14 protein-coding genes and 1 pseudogene are annotated in these 22246 nt (G+C 61.3%); 4 read left to right on the forward strand and 11 right to left on the reverse strand.

The genetic code is table 11. The features are described 5' to 3' along the window. The first annotated feature begins 163 nt into the window (after positions 1 to 163). The gene (locus GQX66_RS16925; RefSeq protein ID WP_240870108.1) at positions 164 to 2014 is read left to right on the forward strand and encodes a sigma-54-dependent Fis family transcriptional regulator; all 1851 of its coding nucleotides are present in this window, start codon (positions 164 to 166) and stop codon (positions 2012 to 2014) included. A gap of 176 nt (positions 2015 to 2190) precedes the next feature. Here GQX66_RS16925 and GQX66_RS16930 read toward each other — a convergent pair whose 3' ends face one another. The 3 genes from GQX66_RS16930 to GQX66_RS16940 form a co-directional block, all read right to left on the reverse strand. Continuing rightward, entirely contained in the window at positions 2191 to 3408 is a 1218-nt protein-coding gene (locus tag GQX66_RS16930) for an MFS transporter (RefSeq protein ID WP_240870110.1), read from the reverse strand. A gap of 339 nt (positions 3409 to 3747) precedes the next feature. After that, complete coding sequence (gene cysS / locus GQX66_RS16935) at positions 3748 to 5130, reverse strand: cysteine--tRNA ligase (RefSeq protein ID WP_085690018.1); 1383 nt, start codon at positions 5128 to 5130, stop codon at positions 3748 to 3750. Positions 5131 to 5150: 20 nt separating this feature from the next. Further along, positions 5151 to 6851 (reverse strand): glutamine--tRNA ligase/YqeY domain fusion protein, encoded by a 1701-nt coding sequence (locus GQX66_RS16940; RefSeq protein ID WP_134023561.1) that lies wholly within the window; start codon positions 6849 to 6851, stop codon positions 5151 to 5153. 252 nt (positions 6852 to 7103) lie between these two features. Here GQX66_RS16940 and GQX66_RS16945 point away from each other — a divergent pair, with 252 nt between their 5' ends. Then, the gene (locus tag GQX66_RS16945; RefSeq protein ID WP_129972701.1) at positions 7104 to 7610 is read left to right on the forward strand and encodes a peptidylprolyl isomerase; all 507 of its coding nucleotides are present in this window, start codon (positions 7104 to 7106) and stop codon (positions 7608 to 7610) included. After that, a complete protein-coding gene (lpxH, locus tag GQX66_RS16950) occupies positions 7607 to 8353 on the forward strand; it encodes a UDP-2,3-diacylglucosamine diphosphatase (protein ID WP_085745960.1) in 747 nt (248 codons plus the stop codon). The genes GQX66_RS16945 and lpxH overlap by 4 nt, the downstream gene beginning before the upstream one ends. A 222-nt stretch (positions 8354 to 8575) precedes the next feature. Here the strand turns inward: lpxH and GQX66_RS16955 are convergent, their stop codons facing one another. The 8 genes and pseudogenes from GQX66_RS16955 to GQX66_RS16990 form a co-directional block, all read right to left on the reverse strand. Further along, positions 8576 to 10105, reverse strand: coding sequence for a DHA2 family efflux MFS transporter permease subunit (locus tag GQX66_RS16955; protein ID WP_102717016.1), 1530 nt, complete (start codon positions 10103 to 10105; stop codon positions 8576 to 8578). A gap of 156 nt (positions 10106 to 10261) precedes the next feature. Beyond that, positions 10262 to 11464 carry an efflux RND transporter periplasmic adaptor subunit gene (locus GQX66_RS16960; RefSeq protein ID WP_007951497.1) on the reverse strand — a complete coding sequence of 401 codons (1203 nt, stop codon included), beginning with the start codon at positions 11462 to 11464 and terminating at the stop codon, positions 10262 to 10264. A gap of 15 nt (positions 11465 to 11479) precedes the next feature. Further along, positions 11480 to 12948 (reverse strand): annotated as a pseudogene (locus tag GQX66_RS16965) (efflux transporter outer membrane subunit). Then, positions 12938 to 13420: a MarR family transcriptional regulator gene (locus GQX66_RS16970; protein ID WP_085608360.1), complete on the reverse strand. Its 483-nt coding sequence runs from the start codon at positions 13418 to 13420 to the stop codon at positions 12938 to 12940. Before GQX66_RS16970 ends, GQX66_RS16965 begins: the two are co-directional and overlap by 11 nt. A gap of 238 nt (positions 13421 to 13658) precedes the next feature. Beyond that, the gene (locus GQX66_RS16975) at positions 13659 to 14981 is read right to left on the reverse strand and encodes a hypothetical protein (RefSeq protein WP_240870111.1); all 1323 of its coding nucleotides are present in this window, start codon (positions 14979 to 14981) and stop codon (positions 13659 to 13661) included. Positions 14982 to 15099: 118 nt separating this feature from the next. Next, positions 15100 to 18774, reverse strand: coding sequence for a translocation/assembly module TamB domain-containing protein (locus GQX66_RS16980; protein ID WP_240870113.1), 3675 nt, complete (start codon positions 18772 to 18774; stop codon positions 15100 to 15102). Then, complete coding sequence (locus GQX66_RS16985; protein WP_085745954.1) at positions 18771 to 20498, reverse strand: autotransporter assembly complex family protein; 1728 nt, start codon at positions 20496 to 20498, stop codon at positions 18771 to 18773. Before GQX66_RS16985 ends, GQX66_RS16980 begins: the two co-directional genes overlap by 4 nt. Positions 20499 to 20564: 66 nt before the next feature. Next, positions 20565 to 21215 (reverse strand): GNAT family N-acetyltransferase, encoded by a 651-nt coding sequence (locus GQX66_RS16990; protein ID WP_007951503.1) that lies wholly within the window; start codon positions 21213 to 21215, stop codon positions 20565 to 20567. 174 nt (positions 21216 to 21389) lie between these two features. On the opposite strand from GQX66_RS16990, the gene xthA reads away from it, so the two are divergent. Further along, positions 21390 to 22202, forward strand: a complete 813-nt coding sequence (gene xthA, locus GQX66_RS16995; RefSeq protein WP_085667520.1) for an exodeoxyribonuclease III — start codon at positions 21390 to 21392, stop codon at positions 22200 to 22202. The last annotated feature ends 44 nt before the right edge of the window (positions 22203 to 22246 follow it).

Genomic DNA, 22246 nt, shown 5'->3' on the forward strand with positions numbered 1-22246 from the left:
AATCCGTGGTTCGTAGCTGAACACAAGTGAACAGTTGCGACTGAACAATTGAACAGTCTGGCGATTGACAATGAACAATAGTGAACAACACTCTATGGATGCTTTTTGCTCGTTGAACGAGCCATAACAAAAACAACAAAGCACCCTTCAGAGACTGCCAATCATGGCCGCACCTGCCCCGCCGCTTTCCCATGACGCCATCGTCCAGGACTCCTGGTCCCGTTGCCGCGCCTTCGGTCTCAATCATCAAAGCGCACCGGCCTTCGATCAGTTGCCCGCTGCCGGCATCGCGCAGTTGCTCGACCGCCATCATTCACTGGTGCAGACCACTCACCAGGAAGTGCTGCCGTATTACGAGAACATCCTGAGCAACTCCAACTGCCTGATCATGCTGGCCGACAATCAGGGCCAGGTGCTGACGTCCTGGGGCACCCAGCGCTTTATCGAGCCGAACCTGGCGCGCGGTTTTCAGGCCGGCGCCAGTTGGGTCGAGCGCGCCAGCGGCACCAACGCCATCGGCACGGCGCTGGCCTGCGAGCAGGCGGTGCACATTGAACACGATGAACACTTTCTCAAGGCCAACCGTTTCATGACCGGTTCCGCCGCACCGATTTTCGATGCCGAGCGCAAGGTCATCGCCGTACTCGATGTGTCCAGCGACAGCTATCTGCCACCGTCGCACACCCTCGGCATGGTCAAGATGATGAGCCAGACCGTGGAGAACCGGCTGATCCTCAACCTGTTCCATGGCCAGCACTTTCAACTGACCTTCAACACCGGGTTGAACAACCTCGACAGCCAGTGGGCCGGGCTGCTGATCTTTGATGAGAGCGGTCAGGTGTTGTCGGCCAACCGTCGGGCCGACAATCTGTTGGGCGTGCGGTTGTCGCGGGTCAGCGTTGAAAGCCTGTTCAAGGTGTCGTTGCTGGAGTTGATCAATCAGCCAGACGGTTTGCCGTTCGCCTTGCAGACCTCCGGGCGCAATCGTTTCCAGTGTTTGTTGAAACGGCCTAAACAGGCGCCGGTTCAAGCCCGGGTCTTTGCTGAAACCAGAACCGCTGAACCGAAAGTCGTCGTACCTACGGCCATCAGCCTGAGCACTTTGCACTTCGGCGACAGTCGCGTGGAGAAAGCCGTGCGCCAGGCCGAACGCCTGCTGGAAAAGGACATTCCGCTGCTGATTCACGGGGAAACCGGGGTCGGCAAGGAAGTCTTCGTCAAGGCCCTGCACCAGGCCAGCTCCCGCAGCAAACAGGCGTTCATTGCCGTCAACTGCGCGGCGATCCCCGCCGAACTGGTGGAGTCCGAGCTGTTCGGCTACGAGAAAGGCGCGTTTACCGGCGCCAACCAGAAAGGCAGCATCGGACTGATCCGCAAGGCCGACAAGGGCACGCTGTTCCTCGACGAAATCGGCGACATGCCGCTGCCGACTCAGGCTCGCCTGTTGCGCGTGTTGCAGGAGCGCTGCGTGCAACCAGTGGGCAGCAGCGAGCTGTTTCCGGTGGATCTACGGATCATCTCCGCCACCAACCGTTCGCTCAGGGAACAGGTGCAACTGGGTCGTTTTCGCGAGGATCTGTACTACCGCATTGGCGGTTTGACTCTGGAATTGCCTCCGTTACGCGAGCGCAGTGACAAGCAGGCGCTGTTCAAGCGGTTGTGGGAACAGCATCGCGAGCCATCGCAGTGGGCGGGATTGAGTCGCGAGGTGCTGGACTTGTTTGAACGACACCCGTGGCCGGGTAATCTGCGTCAGGTCAGCAGTGTGATGCAGGTGGCGCTGGCGATGGCCGAGGAACAACCGATTCGACCCGAGCATTTGCCGGACGACTTTTTTGTCGATCTGGAGATGGAGCCGGTGGAAGTGGCCGAGCCGCTGGGCATCGATCTGAACGATGCCGAGGCGTTGAACCGGGAGTTGCAGCTGGCCGGGGGCAATATTTCCCATCTGGCGCGGCGGTTGGGGGTGAGCCGCAATACGCTGTACAAGCGATTGCGACAGATCGAAGGTTGAGTAACCCCCTTCCCCCTCACCCCAGCCCTCTCCCCCCAGGAGAGGGAGCCGACCGAGGTGTCTTGCGTTTTACATCGACCTGAAACAACCAGTCGATTATGGATTCGACGCCAATCGTTCAAGTCGGTGTACCTCTCGAACATCCCCCAATCAGTCCCCTCTCCTGGGGGAGAGGGCTAGGGTGAGGGTGAAAAGGCTGGCTCAACAGGTGCAGCCGATGCGGCCGCCAACGTCCGCAGGCCCATCAACACTACAACCATCATCATCAAACCTGCGGCTATCGCAACGCCGAACCCTGCCCGGGCGCCCCAGGCATCAATCACCAGCCCCGCCAGCATGCCGCCGAGCGCCACGCCGATGCTGATCCCGGTGGTCATCCATGTCAGGCCTTCGGTCATCCTCGCTGCCGGGATGATGATTGTTCCCAGCTTCATGACCACCACCATGGTCGGCGCGAACGAGATGCCGGCGATAAACAGCATCTCGGACAGGACATAAACGTCCGGTGAGAACACCGGCAATACGCCGGTGACTGCCGTGACCAGGATCCCGATAAAGAACTGTTTTTCAATCGCCAGCGAAACCCGCAACGCGCCGAAGGTCAGGCCCGCCACCAGCGAGCCGAACGCATAGGCGGCGAGGATGAAGGTGGCAGCCGATGGCCAGCCTTGCGCATTGGCGAAGGCCACAACGGCAACATCGATCGCTCCGCCAATAACCCCCATCGCCAGCAGCGCCAGAACAATGGTGCGAACGCCGGGAATCAGCAGGGTTGAACCACTGTTTTTCCGGTTGCTGGCCACCACTTTCGGTTCGGTCTGACGCTGCATGAGAAACGCCGTCACGCCGACGGCCAGCAGCCCTACCGCCACCAGCGGCCCGGCTTCCGCGAAGAAACTCACGCTCAAACCGATCGCCAGGGGTGGGCCGATGATGTAGGCCAGTTCGGTGAGGACTGTGTCCAGCGAGAAAGCGGTGTGCAGCTGCGGCTTGCCACGAAACAGCTGCATCCAGCGTGCGCGGATCATCGACGGCATGCTCGGCATTGTCCCCGCCAGTGCCGCCAGTACAAAAAACAACGCAGCGGGCGCCCTCAGGTGCACGGCCACAATCAGCGCCAGCAACATGACGATGCTGAACACCGTGACGACGGGCAGCACGCGACTCTGGCCATACTGATCAACCTGTTTCGAGATGCGCGGGCCGAGCAGCGCATTGGCCAGGGTAAACGTACCGGCGACTGCGCCGGCCAGCCAGTAAACGCCGGTCTGCTGCACCAGCATGGTGATGATGCCGATGCCGATCATTGCCTGGGGCAGTCGGGCGATGGAGCTCGCGAGCACCAACCCGGTTGCGCCGGGGGTTGTCAGGAGTTCGCGATAGTGGTTTGCCATGATGTCTTCATTCCGAATCGTCGCCGCTCAGCATCCGGCTGAGCGCGTTGCCGACATCAAGACCTACGCGAACGTCAAAAGCAATCCCTCACCCCAGCCCTCCCGAAACGTCGGACCGCCCGGAGGGAGAGGGAGCCGACCGAGGTGTCTGGCGTTCTACATCGACCTGAGAGATTGCGTCGATTATGGATTCGGAGAAAACCTTTCAGGTCGGCGTATTTCTTGAATATCCCCCATTCAGTCCCCTCTCCCTCTGGGAGAGGGTTAGGGTGAGGGGCTCTTCTCGCAGCCAAACAAAAACCCGCACAAGGCGGGTTTTGTTTGTAGCAGGCGCAGCAATCAGTCAGCCAGACGCCAGGTCGTGCCGCCCTTGCCGTCTTCCAGCACCACGCCCATGGCGGTGAGCTGGTCGCGGATGCGGTCGGATTCGGCCCAGTCCTTGCCGGCACGTGCCGCCAGACGCGCAGCGATCAGCGCCTCGACTTCAGCTGCATCGACACGCCCTTCGGCGCCGGCCTGCAGGAAGTCATCGGCTTCGAGCTGCAACACACCCAGAACGCTGGCCAGTTCTTTCAGGCGCGCTGCCAGACCGGCCGCTGCATCGAGATCGCTCTCGCGCAGACGGTTGATCTCACGCACCATCTCGAACAGCACCGCGCAGGCTTCCGGCGTGCCGAAGTCGTCGTTCATCACCGTGGTGAAACGCTCGACGAACGCTTCGCCGCCCGCCGGCGCCACGTTCGGCAGGCCTTTCAACGCGTGGTAGAAACGCTCCAGTGCGCCCTTGGCGTCCTTGAGGTTGTCTTCCGAGTAGTTGATCGCGCTGCGGTAGTGGCTCGACACCAGCAGGTAACGCACGACTTCCGGGTGGTACTTGTCGAGCACGTCGCGAATGGTGAAGAAGTTGTTCAAGGACTTGGACATCTTCTCGCCATTGATCCGGATCATGCCGCAATGCATCCACGCGTTGGCGTAGGTCTTGCCGGTGGCCGCTTCGCTCTGGGCGATTTCGTTTTCGTGGTGCGGGAACTCGAGATCGCTGCCGCCGCCATGAATGTCGAAGGTCTCACCGAGGCAGCAGGTGGACATCACCGAGCACTCGATGTGCCAGCCCGGACGCCCTGCGCCCCACGGCGATTCCCAGCTCGGCTCGCCCGGTTTGACGCCTTTCCACAGCACGAAGTCCAGCGGATCTTCCTTCGCTTCGTCGACCTCGATCCGCGCACCGATGCGCAGGTCTTCGATCTTCTTGCGCGAGAGCTTGCCGTAGCCCATGAACTTGCCGACGCGGTAGTACACGTCGCCATTGCCCGGGGCGTAGGCGTAACCCTTGTCGATCAGGGTCTGGATCATCGCGTGCATGCCAGGGATGTGATCCGTGGCGCGCGGCTCCATGTCCGGCTTCTTGATGTTCAGGCGCGCTTCGTCTTCGTGCATCGCGGCGATCATGCGCTCGGTCAACGCTTCGAACGACTCGCCGTTCTCGTTGGCCCGGTTGATGATCTTGTCGTCGATGTCGGTGATGTTGCGCACGTAGGTCAGGTCATAACCGCTGAACCGCAACCAGCGGGTCACCAGGTCGAACGCGACCATGCTGCGGCCATGGCCCAGGTGGCAGTAGTCGTACACGGTCATCCCGCAGACATACATGCGCACCTTGTTGCCATCCAGCGGCTTGAAGACTTCTTTGCTCTTGGTGAGCGTGTTGTAGATCGTAAGCACGGTGTTTCCTTAAGACTTGATCACTGGCCCCACGAATCGCGCAGGGTCACGGTACGGTTGAATACCGGCTGACCTGGTTTCGAGTCCTTGATATCCGCGACGAAGTAGCCTTCGCGCTCGAACTGGAAACGGTCTTCCGGCTGTGCATTGCCCAGCGAAGGCTCGGCACGACAACCGGTCAGCACTTGCAGTGAGTCAGGGTTGATGTTGTCCAGGAAACTCGCGCTGTCTTCGGCCTTCTCCGGGTTCGGAGAACGGAACAGGCGATCGTACAGACGCACTTCGCACTCGATGCTGGCAGCGGCCGGCACCCAGTGGATCACGCCCTTGACCTTGCGGCCTTCAGGGTTCTTGCCCAGGGTGTCCGGATCGTACGAGCAACGCAGCTCGACGATGTTGCCGTCGGCGTCCTTGATCGCTTCGTCGGCACGGATCACGTAGCTGCCGCGCAGACGCACTTCGCCGTTCGGCTCCAGGCGCTTGTAGCCCTTTGGCGGCTCTTCCATGAAGTCATCGCGGTCGATGTAGATTTCACGGGCGAACGGCAGCTTGCGCACGCCGAGTTCTTCTTTCTGCGGATGACGCGGCAGTTCGAGGTTCTCGACCTGATCTTCCGGGTAGTTGGTGATCACGACTTTCAACGGACGCAGCACGCACATGGCGCGCGGGGCGTTCGCGTCCAGGTCCTGACGGATGCTGAACTCGAGCATGCCGAAGTCGACCACGCCGTCGGAACGGTTGGTGCCGATCATCTCGCAGAAATTGCGGATCGAGGCCGGGGTGTAGCCACGACGGCGGAAGCCCGACAGCGTGGACATGCGCGGATCGTCCCAGCCGTTGACGTGTTTCTCGTCAACCAGTTGCTTGAGCTTGCGCTTGCTGGTGATGGTGTAGTTGAGGTTCAGACGGCTGAACTCGTACTGACGCGGGTGCGCCGGCACTGGCAGTGCGTCGAGAAACCACTCGTACAGCGGACGATGGCTTTCGAACTCCAGGGTGCAGATCGAGTGGGTGATGCCTTCGATGGCGTCCGACTGACCGTGGGTGAAGTCGTAGTTCGGGTAGATGCACCACTTGTCACCGGTCTGGTGGTGATGGGCGTGGCGGATGCGGTACATGATCGGGTCGCGCAGGTTCATGTTTGGCGAGGCCATGTCGATCTTGGCACGCAGTACGCGGGCACCATCCGGGAACTCGCCGGCGCGCATGCGGGCGAACCAGTCCAGGTTCTCTTCCACCGAACGGTCGCGGAACGGGCTGTTCTTGCCAGGCTCGGTCAGGCTGCCGCGGTATTCCTTGGCTTGCTCGGGCGTCAGGTCGTCGACGTAGGCCTTGCCGGCCTTGATCAGCTCGACGGCCCAGTCGTGCAACTGGTCGAAGTATTGCGAGGCGTAGCGCACTTCGCCGGACCATTCGAAGCCCAGCCATTTGACGTCGCTTTCGATCGCGTCGATGTATTCCTGGTCTTCCTTGGCCGGGTTGGTGTCGTCGAAACGCAGGTGAGTGACGCCGCCGAACTCCTGGGCCAGGCCGAAGTTCACACAGATCGACTTGGCGTGGCCGATGTGCAGGTAGCCGTTGGGCTCAGGCGGGAAACGGGTGACGATCTGCGTGTGCTTGCCCGAGTCCAGGTCTGCCTGGATGATCGGCCGCAGGAAATTGACCGGCACGGCAGGGCCGGACTTGGCATTCGAGGTAGGGTCGACAGTGGGCTTGCTCATAGGATCCTTGACTTACATGTGCGCGGCCGCAGAGGGGGCCAGACAAAACAAAGCCGCTATCATAGCCGATGCTGTCAAGGGGCTGACAGAGCAGGCCCTATAAAGGAGTGCATTTAATCGCAGGGATTTGGAAAAACAGCCTCGAAATTCGCGCCTGTCACGCTAAACTGCGCACCTTGGCCCTCACGGGCTGAACCGGTAAAGGGCGCAAATGTCCCAATACCCACGAATTCCTTATAAAGAGTAGCGATCATGACTCAAGTAAAACTGACCACCAACTTCGGTGACATCCTCATCGAACTGAACGCTGAAAAAGCCCCGATCACCGTGGCCAACTTCATCGAGTACGTGAAAAAGGGTCACTACGAAAACGTCGTGTTCCACCGCGTCATCAAAGGTTTCATGATCCAGGGCGGCGGTTTCGAGCCAGGCATGAAAGAAAAGAAAGACAAGAGCCCGAGCATCCAGAACGAAGCCGACAACGGCCTGAAGAACGAGAAGTACACCCTGGCCATGGCTCGCACCATGGATCCGCATTCGGCCTCGGCACAGTTCTTCATCAACGCCACCGACAACAGCTTCCTCAACCACACCTCCAAGACCGCTCAGGGCTGGGGTTATGCCGTGTTCGGTAAAGTGGTTGCGGGCACCGACGTTGTCGACAAGATCGAAGGCGTTTCCACCACGTCCAAGGCAGGCCACCAGGACGTACCAGCAGACGACGTGATCATCGAGAAAGCCGAGATCATCGAAGCGTGATATTGCTGATTTCAGACTTGCATCTGGAAGAGGAGCGCCCGGACATTACCCGGGCGTTTCTGGATTTGCTCGCCGGACGCGCCCGCTCGGCGAGTGCGCTGTACATTCTGGGCGACTTCTTCGAAGCGTGGATTGGCGACGACGCCATGACCCCCTTCCAGCGTTCCATCTGCCAGGCCCTGCGCGAACTCAGCGACAGCGGCACGGCCATTTTTCTGATGCACGGCAATCGCGACTTCATGCTCGGCAAGGCCTTCTGCAAGCAGGCCGGCTGCACGCTGTTGAAGGACCCGAGTGTCGTGCAGTTTTACGGCGAACCGGTGCTGCTGATGCACGGCGACAGCCTGTGCACCCGCGACGAAGCCTATATGAAGCTGCGCCGCTACCTGCGCAACCCGCTGAGCCTGTTCATCCTGCGCCACCTGCCCTTGCGCACCCGACACAAGCTGGCGCGCAAGTTGCGCAGCGAAAGCCGGGCACAGACGCGGATGAAGGCCAATGACATCGTCGATGTCACGCCGGAGGAAATTCCGCGGATCATGCAGGAATACGGGGTGAAAACCCTGGTTCACGGGCACACCCATCGCCCGGCGATCCACAAGTTGCAGATCGGCGATCAGGCGGCGAAGCGGATTGTGCTGGGGGATTGGGATCGTCAGGGTTGGGCGTTACAGGTGGATGAGAACGGGTTTGCGTTGGCGCCGTTTGATTTTGCGCCACCGTTGGCATTGCCGCACGGCTGAAGATCGCTACCCCCTCACCCCAGCCCTCTCCCCCAAGGGGGCGAGGGGGAAAGGGAGCCGATATTCGTAGTTTTCAGAATCTGAGCTCGACTCTGTTTCGCAAGTCTGCACTTCAAGGCCTGAGTTCAACTCGGACTTTCAGGTCGGTGTAACCCGAATATCCACCTCGGTCAGTCCCCTCTCCCTCCGGGAGAGGGTTAGGGTGAGGGAAAGCTCTTGATCTTAGTGCCCGGAAGCCGCCGGCCCTGCCTTGGCTGCGAATGGCGGCTTGGCCAGCCACACAATCAGAATCAACCCCATGAACCCCCAGCCCAGCAGCGTGAAGTAATCCACTGTGGAGAGCATGTACGCCTGACTGGTGAGGATCTGATCCATCTGCGCATAGGCCGATTGGCTCGCACCACCCAGCGAATGCAAAGTCTCGCGAGTCGCCGGCTCATAAGTGCTGATGCTTTCGCTCATATACGCATGATGCTGATCCGCCCGGCGAATCCAGATCCAGGTGGTCAACGACGCCGCAAAGCTGCCGCCCAGTGTCCGCAGGAACGTCGCCAGACCAGCGCCATCGGCAATCTGGCTCGGCGGCAGGTCCGACATCAGAATGCTCAAGGTCGGCATGAAGAACAGCGCCACACCAATCCCCATGAACAACTGCACCAGGGCGATGTGCTGGAAGTCCACCTCGTTGGTGAATTCAGCACGCATGAAGCAGCTCAGGCCGATCGCCAGGAACGCCAGCCCGGCGAGCAGACGCAGGTCGAACTTGTGCGCGTACTTGCCGACAAACGGCGACAGCAGCACCGGCAGAATGCCGATCGGTGCCACCGCCAGCCCGGCCCAGGTCGCGGTGTAACCCATCTGGGTCTGTAACCACTGCGGCAGGATCAGGTTGATGCCGAAGAATCCGGCATAACCCAATACCAGCACCAGCGTACCGATGCGGAAGTTGCGATAGGCAAACAGCCGCAGGTTGACCACCGGATGCTGGTCGGTCATTTCCCAGATCACGAACACCGCCAGCGCGATCACCGAAATGGCCGCGCCGATGATGATGAAGTTCGACTCGAACCAGTCCAGGTCATTGCCCTTGTCTAGGATCACCTGCAGCGCGCCCACACCGATGATCAGCGTGATCAGCCCGACGTAATCCATCGGCTGATGGCTGGTGACCACCGGGCGTTTGGCCAGCTGCTGGCGCACCACCATCACCGCGAAGATCCCGATCGGCACGTTGATGAAGAAGATCCACGGCCAGCTATAACTGTCGGTGATCCAGCCGCCGAGGATCGGCCCGGCAATCGGCGCCACCACCGTGACCATCGCCAGCAACGCCAGGGCCATGCCTCGCCTCGCCGGCGGATACACCGCAATCAGCAGTGTCTGGGTCATCGGGTACAACGGCCCGGCCACCAGGCCTTGCAACACGCGAAAGCCGATCAGTTCCGGCATCGACGTGGAAATACCGCAGAGGAACGAAGCCAGCACAAACAGGATGGTCGCCCACAGAAACAGCTTCACCTCGCCGAAGCGACGGCTCAGCCAGCCGGTGAGCGGCAGCGCGATGGCGTTGCTCACGGCGAACGAGGTGATGACCCAGGTGCCCTGCTCCGAACTCACGCCGAGGTTGCCGGAAATGGTCGGCAACGCCACGTTGGCGATCGTGGTGTCGAGCACCTGCATGAAAGTCGCCAGCGACAGGCCGATGGTGCTGAGCAACAGGCTGGGCGGCGTGAAAGAGGCGTTATTGCTCATCGCGAATCCTTTGGAACCTGATTGACGCTGCGTCCGTTAATGACGCAGCCGCCCTTGTGGGAGCGAGCCTGCTCGCGAAGACGGCGGTTCAGCCAACAAAACTGTTGAATTGAAAATCGCCATCGCGAGCAAGCTCGCTCCCACAGAGGAAGGGAATCAGCGTTGCGCGGTCTTGCTGACCGCCGCGCTGTTGTCGTGGATCAACTGGGTGATCATCGCGTCGGCTTCGGCCAGTTGGCGGTCGTAGACGTTGGTGCTGAACGAGGCCTTTTGCGGCGGCTGCTGGGCCAGTACCGGACCGCTCTGGTCGTGCAGGTTGACCTCGACATTGGTCGACAGACCGACGCGCAACGGGTGTTTGGCCAGCTCTTCGGCGTTGACGTGAATCCGTACCGGCACACGCTGCACGATCTTGATCCAGTTACCGGTAGCGTTCTGCGCCGGCAACAGGGCGAACGCGCTGCCGGTGCCTGCGCCGAGGCTGTCGATGGTGCCGCTGAACTTCACGTCGCTGCCGTAGATGTCCGACTCGATCTCCACCGGTTGGCCGATGCGCATGTCACGCAGCTGGGTTTCCTTGAAGTTGGCGTCGATCCACAGCTGATCCAGCGGAATCACCGCCATCAGCGCGGTGCCCGGCTGCACACGCTGGCCGAGTTGCACGGTGCGCTTGGCGACGTAACCGGTAACCGGCGCGATCAAGGTGCTGCGAGCGTTGGTCAGATAGGCCTGACGCAGTTGCGCGGCGGCGGCCATCACGTCGGGATGCGACGACACCACGGTGTCATCGACCAGCGCGCTGGTGGTTTTCAGTTGCTGTTTGGCGTTGGCCAGGGCGTTCTGTGCCGAGGTCAGGTCATCGCGGGCGTGGGACAGTTCTTCCTGGGAAATCGCCCCGCCGGCCGCGAGGTTTTTCCGCCGGTTGAAGTTGTCCTGGGCTTTCTGCACTTCGGCCTGTTGCGCGTTGACCTGGGCCTTCATGCCGTCGACGTTGCTGTACAGGCCGCGGACCTGACGCACAGTGCGGGCCAGATTGGCCTTGGCACTTTGCAGGCCGACTTCGGCGTCGTTCGGGTCGAAGTTGATCAGCACCTGGCCTTCATGCACCAGATCGCCATCGTCGGCACCGATGCTGACCACGGTGCCGGTCACCAGCGGGGTGATTTCCACCACGTTGCCGTTGACGTAGGCGTCGTCGGTGCTTTCGCTCCAGCGCCCGATGAATTCGTGATACGCCCAGACACCGGCACCGGCGAGGGCAACCACTACGGCCAGCACCAGCAGCATCACTTTGCGTTTGCGCGGATTGCCAGTGTCCTGGGCGTTGTCTTGAGCTTGTGTGTTTTCGGCAGTGGCCATGACAAGTACCTTGAATTAGTTGTGCGGCGTGGCTGGGGTGGCGTTGGCTGCGGTCAGGGTTGCCCCTGGAAGCCGCCGCCCAGCGCTTGCATCAGTTGAATCGACAGGTCGATCTGCTCGGCATTCAGGTTGGCCAGCTGACGCTGGGCCTGCAGCAATTGCTGCTCGATGCTGAGCACGTCCAGGTAGTTGCCGATGCCGGAACCGTAACGCTGGACGACGGTGTTGTAAGAGTCCTGGGCAATCTCGGTCGCGTGCTGCTGGGCGCCGATCTGCCGGCCGATGTCGCGCAACTGGTTGATCGTGTCGCTGACATCGCCCAGGGCTTTCACCAGGCTTTTGTTGTACTGCGCCACGGCGAGGTCGTAATCGGCGTCGCGGGCATCTAGGTTGGCGCGCAGGCGTCCGCCATCGAAGATCGGCACCGAAATCGTCGGGGCAATGTTAAAGAAGCGACTGGCGGAACCGAACATCGCGTCCCCCAACAAGGATTCGGCACCGGCCGAAGCCGACAGGTTCAAGTTGGGATAGAAGCGGGTCTTGGCCGAATCGATGTCCTTGCTCGCCGCCTCGACACGCCAGCGCGCGGCGACCAGATCAGGGCGACGGCCCAGCAGTTCGGCCGGCAGCACCGAGGGCAGTGCGACAGCGCTGGCTTGCAGGACTTTCGGTCGAGCGATTTCGTTGCCGCGATCCGGGCCTTTGCCGAGCAATACGGCCAGGGCGATTTTTGCGCTGTTCAGGCGTTTTTCAGCGTCGATCAGGCTGGCTTCGGAGCTGGCTTCCAGACTTTGGGTCTGCTGGAACTGATACTGGCTGTCGATCCCGGAACTCAGGCGGCGCTGGCTCAGGTCGAGCATCTGTTTGGTGCGTTTGAGGTCTTCGTTGGCCAGGTCATAAACGATGTGCGCCTGACCGAGATCGCTGTAGGCCCGGGCCACGTCGGCGGCGAGGGTCAGTTGCGCGGCCTGACGGTCGACTTCGGCGGCGCGGGCCTGACCGAGTGCGGCTTCCCAGGCGTCACGCTGACCGCCCCACAGGTCGAAGTTGTAATTGAAGCCGGCGCTGATGTTGCGCACGGTGGAGTAAGCCCCACCCTGCCCCAACGGATCCTGATCCCGGGCCAGACGCGAACGGCTGATGCCGGCGCTGGCGTCGAGGGTCGGATAACGCTCGGCATCGGCGGCGTACGCGGCGGCGCTGGCCTGATGGGCGCGGGCGTCGGCGATCTGCATGTCCGGGCTGTCTTTCAGGGCTTCGCGGATCAGACCGTCGAGCTGCGGATCGCCGAGGCTGGTCCACCAGTCGCTCTTCGGCCAAGCGGCCTGGGACAGGGTGACGCCGTTGAGCGATTGCCCGGTCTGCAGGGTTTTCGCATCGAGGCTGGTACCCTGGGTATCGAGGCCACTGTAGTTGGCGCAACCGGCGAGGATCATCGCCGACAGCACCAGTGTCAGGCTGCTGCGCAAGGTTTTACCGCTCATTGTGTTCACCTAACCGCTGGATGGTGATCGGGTCACCGGCTGCCAGCAAAATTTTCTTGAGGATGTATTCCAGGGTTTTCAACTCGTCCGGGGTCACGGCGCCGGCCAGTTCATTCATGGCGTCGGCGCCGATGTGCGGCAGGCGATCGGCCAGTTGCTGGCCCTGCTCGGTGAGTTTGAGTTGCACCTGACGGCGATCGCCTTCGCTGCGTTGGCGAACCAGGAAACCTTTCTGCTCCAGACGGTCGAGCATGCGGGTCATCGAACCGCTGTCCAGCGACAGGTGCCGGCACAGCTCGGCCGGGGTGTCGACGCCGAACTGGGCCATGATGATCAACACCTTGAACTGCGCGGCGGTGATGCCGTGGGGTTCCATGTGGGTGTCGATGATCTTGTCCTTGAGCAAGGCGGCACGGCCGAGCAACAGGCCGAGATGGCAATGCTTGAATTCGTCTGGGGTGAAATGCTTCATGTGCTCACCTAATAACTGCCTAGGCAGTGAATGTATGTCGAGATGTTACTGCCTAGGCAGCGAATGTCAACGTAATAGTTAGGTTGCTTTGTAATTAGTTGACCAGTGGACTGGGTTTTTCTGTCGTCCGTGCAGACGCCATCGCGAGCGGGCTCGCTCCCACAGGGGATCTCACGCACACACGGATCAATGTGGGAGCGAGCTTGCTCGCGAAGGCAGCGACTCGGTGTAGAGCCGTTCAGGATTTGTCGGAGGGGTGATTCATCGGTGGTGGCTGAAGGGGATGGACTTCACGCCCACGCAACGCAGTTGCCACATAACCGCAGGCACGCCTGGCTCCCGCGTAAATGCCGTGCCAGCCCGGCGGTGCCGGCTCGATGGCGGCATGCAACGCCCGCGCATAATCAAGCACCAGGCCCGGCGTCCAGGCCATGGCCTCGGCGCGTTTGCGCACCTGAGCCGCGACCCAGAATTCGGGGCTGATGATGACCCGGGCGAAATCCAGCATGCTCGAATGCCCCCGGTTCATCGCACCTTCCAGTGCCGCTTCCAGGCTGTGCGCAACGGCACTCGAACAGTTGCGGCTGGTGAGGTTGTAGGTGGTGGTCTGTCGATAGGCCGCCCAGAACGCCTGAAGCCGCGCGGCGTCGTAGTGCGCGAAGCTGACCTGAACCGACGACGGGCACCAGTCGGCGACCTCGCTCGCATAGTCCGGCAGAAACCGACCCTCCACGTCGTTGTTCGGCGTAGCTCGCAGCAACCGCACGAAATCCCGCGCCGAGCGATCGATATCGTCCAGCGGGTAATGGCTGATGTAAATGTCCGGCCCACATTCCAGTGCCGCGTGGCCGGCAGAGATGACGCCGTTGATATCGACCGCCGCGATATAACGATTGAGGAAGCGGTTGCGCACCAGGGTGTCTTCAACCGTACCGCTGGGTGTCCAGACATGGATCACCATTGCGCTGTTGCATGCAGGGGCATGGACCGGGGAAGGCGTCACCGGCGACGGTCTGTTCTTGAACCGCCATGCCTGCTGCAACAAGGCACAGCCCGAAAGAAAGATGCTCATGCCGATGCAGAACGGCACCGTCCCCTTATAGAGGCTCGGATACGGTTCGAGGATGAACACGCCAAAGCCGATCTCGAACAGCGCCACCAGCAGTGACATTCGCCAACCGACAAAGCGCACCACCACCGCAGCCGCCAGTCGAAAACCGCCATCGAGCAGAAAAGCCGCACCGAACAGCACCGCGAGAATCACACCGGCAGCATGCTGTCGGTCGACGATCAGCATCCCCAGCAGCAGAAACGCCAGACCGCGAGCCTTGCGCAAAACCGCCGCTGTGCCGGTTTTCGGGGCCGGCACCAGCAGAATGATCAGGGCTTCGAGCAACAACAGATAGCCGAACACATGCAGCGGAAAATACAGAACGCCGTCCAGCGCATCGATGAAGATGGCCACTCCGGCCGCGCCCCAGACAACGCCGGTCAATGCCAGGGCTGACCAGCGCCGGCGTACAAAATCGTGACCGAGCAAGACCATACTCAAACGAACCATTGGCGCCCCCGGGGCGTTTCGGGCAGCCGCAAACGGCGCCCTTCAAGCTGCGGTCACTCTAATACATCCAGAAAAAAGCCGGATCGTGGTGACACGATCCGGCCAGGGGGAACGCGGGCTAGAAATCCCGCTTGTAGAAGATGTCCAGCGAACTGGCCACGCCGCTGGCGGCTTCGAGGTAGACCTTCTTGCTCAGCTTGTAGCGCAAGGCGATGGTGTTGGCCGGCTCGAACACGCCGACGCCGTAACGCAGGCTGAGTTTTTCCGAGATGTTGCCGCTGGCCACCACGCTGGTGGTGTTGCCGCTGCCCTGGGTGTCGAGCTGGAAATCCTGAATGCCCAAATCACTGGCCAGACTGCTGGTGACCCCGGAACTGCCCATCAGGCCCAGACCGAGCGCCGCCTGTGCGAGCATGTTGTTGTCCTCGCCGGTAGTGCTCAGCGGACGCCCCAGTACCAGATAGGACAGCGCCTGCTCCTGGCTCATGGCAGGTTCCGAGAAGATCTGCGTGGTCGGCTGCTCGGCGCTGCCGCTCAGTCGAATACCGGCGATTACGTCGTCGGTCTGGCGAATCGCTTCGATGTCCAGATACGGCTGGTCGATCGGCCCGGCAAACAGCAGACGCGCGCGACGCACCGTCAGGCGCTGACCATAAGCGCGGTAGCGTCCGTCGTTGAGCCACAGCTCGCCACGGGTGTCCATGTTGTCGCCGATGTGCACCTGGCCTTGCAGGTTGGCGGTCAGGCCGAACCCGGCGAAGCTCAACTTGTCCTGGCCGACCACCACGTCGATGTCCATTTTCATCGCCAGCGGCGGCTTGCCCTCTTCGGTCTGCGCGCCGACGATGATCGTGTCATCGGAGACTTTCACCGTTGATGGCGGCAGTTCGCGCACGGTGATTTCGCCTTTCGGTACCAGCACTTTGCCAGCAATCGCCAGCTCATCGCCGGCCATGGAAATCTTCAGGTCCGGCGCTACTTCCAGTTTCGCGTAGGGCTCGACCGTAACCGGCAATTGCGTGCCCTTGAGCGCCAGATCCACCACCAGCGCCTGACCCCAGGCGATGTTGCCGTTCAGACTGCCCTGCCCGCTCTTGCCGCTTTTCCAGCCGCCGTTCAATTGCACGGCTTCACCGGCGATCACCGCTTGCAGTTGCAACGCTTGCAGCTCGATCGGCAACTCCGGCCCGGACACTTCGCCGTCGCTAAGCTGCACGGTGCCGTTGACCAGCGGCGCGAGCAGCCCGCCGGAAATCGTGCCGCTGCCGTTCAGCCGCCCGGTGAGTTTCTCGACCATCGGCACAAACGGCCGCGCCACCGACAGATCCAGTCCGCTGAGGCGGAATGTACCGCTGAGCGGTTTGTTCTTCGGCAGCGGGTTGAGCTGCGCCTGCACCATCAGCTCACCGAGCTTGCCGCCGACGAAGTTGAGATCAGTGTCGATGCGTTTCGGCGTGAGTTTGCTGGTGAGCTTGAGGGTCTGGTACGGGAAGTCGACCCACTGATCCTTTTCCTTCATGCGCAAGGTGCCGCCGCTGGCGTCAACGCTGATCTGGCCGTTCGGGCCGCTGGCCGGCAGGTCCAGTTGCAGGTCGGCGTTGAGCTTGCCCTGCCAGGCGAAATCCTTCGGCAACCACTGCGCCAGGCTTTCGATCGGGAACTGCTTGAGGTGATAACGCAGCTTCGGCTCCGGCATAAGGCGTTGATCTTCACCGCACAGGCTGGCATTGCCGGACATCCAGCAATGGGCGCCAAAGTTGATCTTGCCGTCGGCCAGACGTTCGAGTTTGGCCGGGTTTTGCAGCTTCCAGTCTTGGCCGCCGGCCTGAATGTCGCCGCTGGCCAGACGCCCGCGCCAGTTGCCTTTGTCCAGATTGCCGTCCAGACCCAACGCCAGTTTCAGCTTCGGCCCGAACAGGTCGAGGTTGAGTTTCTGGTTTTTGATATCGCCCTGGGCGCTGGCGGTCAGGGTGCCCAGCGACGTGTCGCCGGCCTGGATGCCGCTGCCCTTGAGGTCGATTTTCGCCCGTTGCGCGCTGTCGAGGGTGGCGTCGAGGTTGAGGCTTTGCAGGCGATTGTCCTGGAACGCCAGTTGCGAACCCTGCAGGCCGAGCTTGCCCTGTGGCGCCTTGAGCGTGCCAGCGACATCGACCCGACCGTTGATCTGCCCGCGCAGTTGCGGCCAGAGCTGGGCCAGACGCGCCAGTTTGATGTCGATCTGCCCGGTGAGCTTTTGTTGCAGGCTGCCTTTGCCGTTGATGCTGTTGTCGCCGAGGCGGATTTGCAGAGCATTCAGATTCCACTGCTCGCCCGCGCCGTCGGCCTTGGCTTGCAGGATCGCCGGTTGCCCGCGTAGCTTGCCTTTCAGATCGAGATCGGCATTCAGGCTCAGGCGCTCGTTCTTCATTTCGCCTTTGCTTTTCAACGGGCCGGCCAGGGTGCCCGGCAACTCCGCAACCCAGTACGCCGGGTTGAGCGCCGACAACTCCAGCGCGGTATCCCAGGCAATGCCATCGGCGAACTGCACGTCCACATGGCCTTCGGCCTTGCCCTGCCCGGCTTCGAGTTTCAGTTGTGGCAGGAAAATCTGCTTGAGATTGCCGCTGAACGGACTGCTCAGGGTGAACGCTCCCGCCGGCCCATCTGCAGCGGCGGCAAAGTTACCGAGGTACTGACCGTCGGTGTAGGAGACTTCGCCGGTGAAGGTACGCAACGTGACCTGCGGCTCGTCGATCTCCGGATAGAGCCGGTGCCAGGGAAAATCCAGCCAGTTGATATTGGCTTGGGCGCTGAGGCCTTTGCTCCAGTCGACGTTGCCGGTGAGCTTCAGGCTTTGCTTATCGTTGGCTGTCAGGTCGAGGCCGGCAATCTGCGCGCCTTTGGCGTCGACCTTGCCTTTGAGCAGCAACGCCACCGGGCCTTTTTCAGCAGGCAGTGTCGCATTGCCGAGCAATTGGTAACCGTTCTTCAGGTCGCCTTCGCCGGTCAGTACCAGTTGATTGAATTGCAGGGTGTCCGGCAGATCGGCGCTCGGCTTGAACGCCTCCGAGGTGATCCGCACCTTGGCCGGCAGATTCTCCACCAGCGGTTGCAGTTCGCCGCTCAACTGGCCGTTGAGGTAGCCACGGCTGTCGGCGTGCAGGTTGAGAGTTTTCAGCAGGTCGCCGTCGACTTTCAGCGCCAGCGTCCACGGCTCGGGAGCCGGCGACGGCAAGGTCAGATCACCGGTGATGTTCAGCGGCCAGTTGCCGGTCGGTTGCAGCAGGCCGGACAGATTCAGGCTCAACTCGTCGCGTTGCAGTTTCACGCTGTCGATCTGCATTCCCTTGGCGGTCCAGTGCGCCGCCAGTAGCAGGCCTTTCAACTCTTCACTGCCGTTGAACAGCAGGCTGCCGACCTGCACGTCGCCCAGCTCGATGGCCACGGGCAATTGCAGATCAGGAAGCTTGATCGGGCCGCTTTCAGTGACTTCTTCGCTCGGCGGAAATTGCAGGCTGACGGTATCGGCCTTGAGCTGCTGGATGCACAACGTCATGCGCGTCAGGCACAGCGGCGACCATTCGAAGATCGGTTTGCTCAGTTCGACGCGGCTGGTGTCCTGCTGCCAGAGCAGATGATCGGCGCTCCACTGCCCGCCGAGGCGACCCTGGAAATTGTCGACGCTCAAACCCGGCACCAGACCCAGCACCCAACGGCTGCCGGCCTGCGTTCCGAGCACAGCGGTAATGCTCAATACAATCAGCAGCACCAGCGACAACAGCGCCAGCGCGGATATTTTCAAACCACGCTTCACAGCTCAGGCCCCATGGAAAAGTGCAGCCGGATGCCGCCATCGTCGTCCAGCGCATGGGCCAGGTCGAGGCGGATCGGCCCCACCGGCGAAACCCAGCGCACACCGATACCGACCCCGGTCTTGAGGTTCGGCAGTTCGAGTTTGTTGAAGGAGTTGCCCTGATCGACGAAAGTCGCCACGCGCCACTTCTCGGCGATCGAGTATTGATATTCGACGCTGCCGGCCACCATGTAGCGCCCGCCGATGCGGTCGCCCTCGGAGTTTTCCGGCGACAGGCTCTGATAGTCGTAACCACGCACGCTCTGATCGCCACCGGCGAAGAAGCGCAGTGAAGGCGGCACCGACTTGTAGCCGTTGGTGGCGCTGCCGCCGACCTGTATCCGGCCGAGCAAGCGGTGCTTGTCGAACACGGTGGTCAGGCCTTTGACCAGCGCCGTGCCGTAAACCAGGTTGTTGTCCGAGCCTAGGCCTTCTTTCGCAACCTTGCTTTCGAAGGTCAGGCGATAGCCATTGTGCGGATCGATGCGGTTGTCGCTCTTGAGGTAGGAATAGCTGACACCGGGCATCAGCAAGGTGCTCAGGCCGGAGTCGTCGCCGAGCTGGTATTCCTCGCGCTGCCATTTCAGCGAGATCACCCGCTGCCAACCGCTCGGCAATTTGCTGTGCCACTCCGGGCCGAAGGTCAGCAGCTTGCTCAAGGTGTCGGAGCCGTCGATGTCTTCATATTGATAACCGCCGGCCCAGCGCAGTTTGTCGGTCAACGGCGGGTCCAGCGGGATGTCGTAGAACAGGCCGACGTTTTGCCGTGGCGCCGACAGTTCGGCCTCCCAGCCATAACTGTCGCCCTGCGGGTTGACCCAATGGCGGGTCCAGTTGGCCTTGATTCGCGGGCCGACGTCAGTGGAATAACCAAGACCCAGGCCCATGGTGCGCGGCTTGCGGGTGTCGAGTTTGACGTCCACCGGGATCACGTCGTTTTTGGCGGCGGTCGGCGCGGCGTCGACCCGCACGCCTTCGAAATAGCCGCTCGATTGCAGGTCGCGGTTGAGTTCGGCGATCAGCTCGGAGTCATACGGCTCGCCGGCCTTGAACGGCACCATGCGTTGCAGCAGGTCTTCGTCGAACGGGGTGTCGCCTTCGAAGCTGACCTTGCCCAGCGCGTAACGCGGGCCGCTTTCGTAGATCAATTCCACGTCGGCGACTCCGGCGCGGGGATCGACCATCAATTTCTGGCTGGTGAAACGGCCACTGAAGAAGCCATAGCGCGACGCCTGGTTCTGGATCAAACGCTTGGCGTCTTCGTAACGCCCATGGTTGAGCACCGCGCCGGGCTTGAGCACGTCACTTTTCGGGACTCGAAAGGATTTGAGAGAGGCCGCCGGGCCGTCAACACGCACGGTCACGTTGCGCAGGCGAATCGGCTCGCCGGGATCGATGTTCAGCACCAGACGCGGTTTTTCACCGCCCTTGACGTCGCTTTCGATCTGCGGCTGGTAATAACCCAAGGCCTGGGCGGCCTTGCGCGCCTGCTCTTCGGCGCCGCGACTGAAGCGCTGCAAGGCTTCTTCGTCACGATCGCCGAGGCTGCCGATATAGCCTTCTATATTGGCTTTCAGTTCATCGTTGGACGGTTTGATCCGCACATCCAATTCACTTTGCGCCAGCGCCGCGCAGCTGGTTAACAGCATGAGCACGCCACTGGTAAATCTTCCTGGAAACTTCATAGGCGCGGATGCTATCACGGGCTTGGGAGCGTGATAGAACAGGAAATTCCCCCAAAAGTTCGACGGTCATCCCGTTGCTGTTTGTAACACCTGTGGGTTGGCGTGGAAAAACACGTGCTCGCGCACCGGGCCGACGGCCACTTCACCGATTTCCTCGTAACCCTGACGCTTGTAGAACTCCAGGTAACGCGGGTTGCCGGTGTCGAGGATCACGCCTTGGGAGCTTTCGTCCACCGCGCACCAGTTGTGCACCGCTTGTAGCAGCTGTTCGCCGAAGTGTTTGCCTTGAAATTGCGGATGCACGCCGAGCAGCGGCAGCATGTGCACCGAGTCGGTCGGCACGCAGGCCTCAACGGCGGCGTGATATTCCAGATAGCGACGTGTGCAACGAAAACCGGTGCTCAGCACCATGCGCAAACGCCAGGCCCAACTCTCGGTAACACCCAGGCGCCGTTGCGGCGGTGCAATCAGGGCGATACCGATCAGGCGATCGTTGACTAACAGGCCGATGGCGGGCAGATCCTGCAAAAAATGCTGTTTGACCAGCTCCCGTACCGTGGCGCGCACCCGTTGTTCGTAACCCGGACGCTCGGCTTCGAACAGGTAAGCGAAGGTCGGCTCGTGGCGGTAAGCCTGATAAAGAAGGGATCGCGCTTCCCGGGAATAGCCGCGGTCGAGCATGTGGATGTCGGCGATGGCGGTTTGGGTTTCAGGCATGACGGTGATTCTCCCTGGACGGGACTCAACAGGCCCCGTTCTTGTTATACGAGCCTTGGGCTGAAGGGATCGTTCCCACACCCGAAAGACATTAGCAGCGCATATGGACTACCGCCACGCTGGCCCAGATCCTACATGTCAGCTAGCATCGCCCTTTTGCCAGGACTGCCGACCATGAAGATCGTTTCCTTCAACATCAACGGACTGCGGGCCCGTCCGCATCAGCTGGCGGCGCTGATCGAAAAGCATCAGCCGGACGTCATCGGCCTGCAGGAAACCAAGGTCCACGACGACCAGTTCCCGCTGGAAGAAGTGCGGGCCCTGGGTTATCACGTGTATTTCCACGGCCAGAAAGGCCATTACGGTGTCGCCCTGCTCTCGCGCCAGGAACCGATTGCCGTACACAAAGGTTTTGCCACCGATGAAGAAGACGCGCAGCGGCGCTTTATCTGGGGCACATTCGCCGACGCCAACGGCGTGCCGGTGACGATCATGAACGGTTATTTCCCACAGGGCGAAAGTCGCGACCACCCGACCAAATTCCCGGCCAAGCAGCGTTTCTACAGCGACCTGCAAGCCCTGCTGGAAAGCCAGTTCCACAATGAACAACCGCTGGTGGTGATGGGCGACGTCAACATCTCCCCGGAAGACAGCGACATCGGCATCGGCCCGGACAACATGAAGCGCTGGCTGAAAACCGGTAAGTGCAGCTTCCTGCCGGAAGAGCGCGAGTGGATGGCCCGCCTGAAAAACTGGGGCCTGACCGACAGTTTCCGTCACCTGAACCCGGACGTGACCGACACGTTCAGCTGGTTCGACTACCGCAGCCGCGGGTTTGAAGACGAGCCGAAACGTGGCCTGCGCATCGATGTGATTCTGGCGTCCCACGGTTTGCTGCCACGGGTGAAAGCCGCCGGCGTCGACTATGAACTGCGCGGGATGGAAAAGCCTTCGGACCATGCGCCGATCTGGCTGGAATTGAGCTGACCCGCTTGAAGCAGAAGATCACAGCCAGAGGTTGTGATCTTCTG

It is taken from the genome of Pseudomonas sp. B707 (genome assembly GCF_022496685.1).
GTDB classification, from domain to species: domain Bacteria; phylum Pseudomonadota; class Gammaproteobacteria; order Pseudomonadales; family Pseudomonadaceae; genus Aquipseudomonas; species Aquipseudomonas paraglycinae.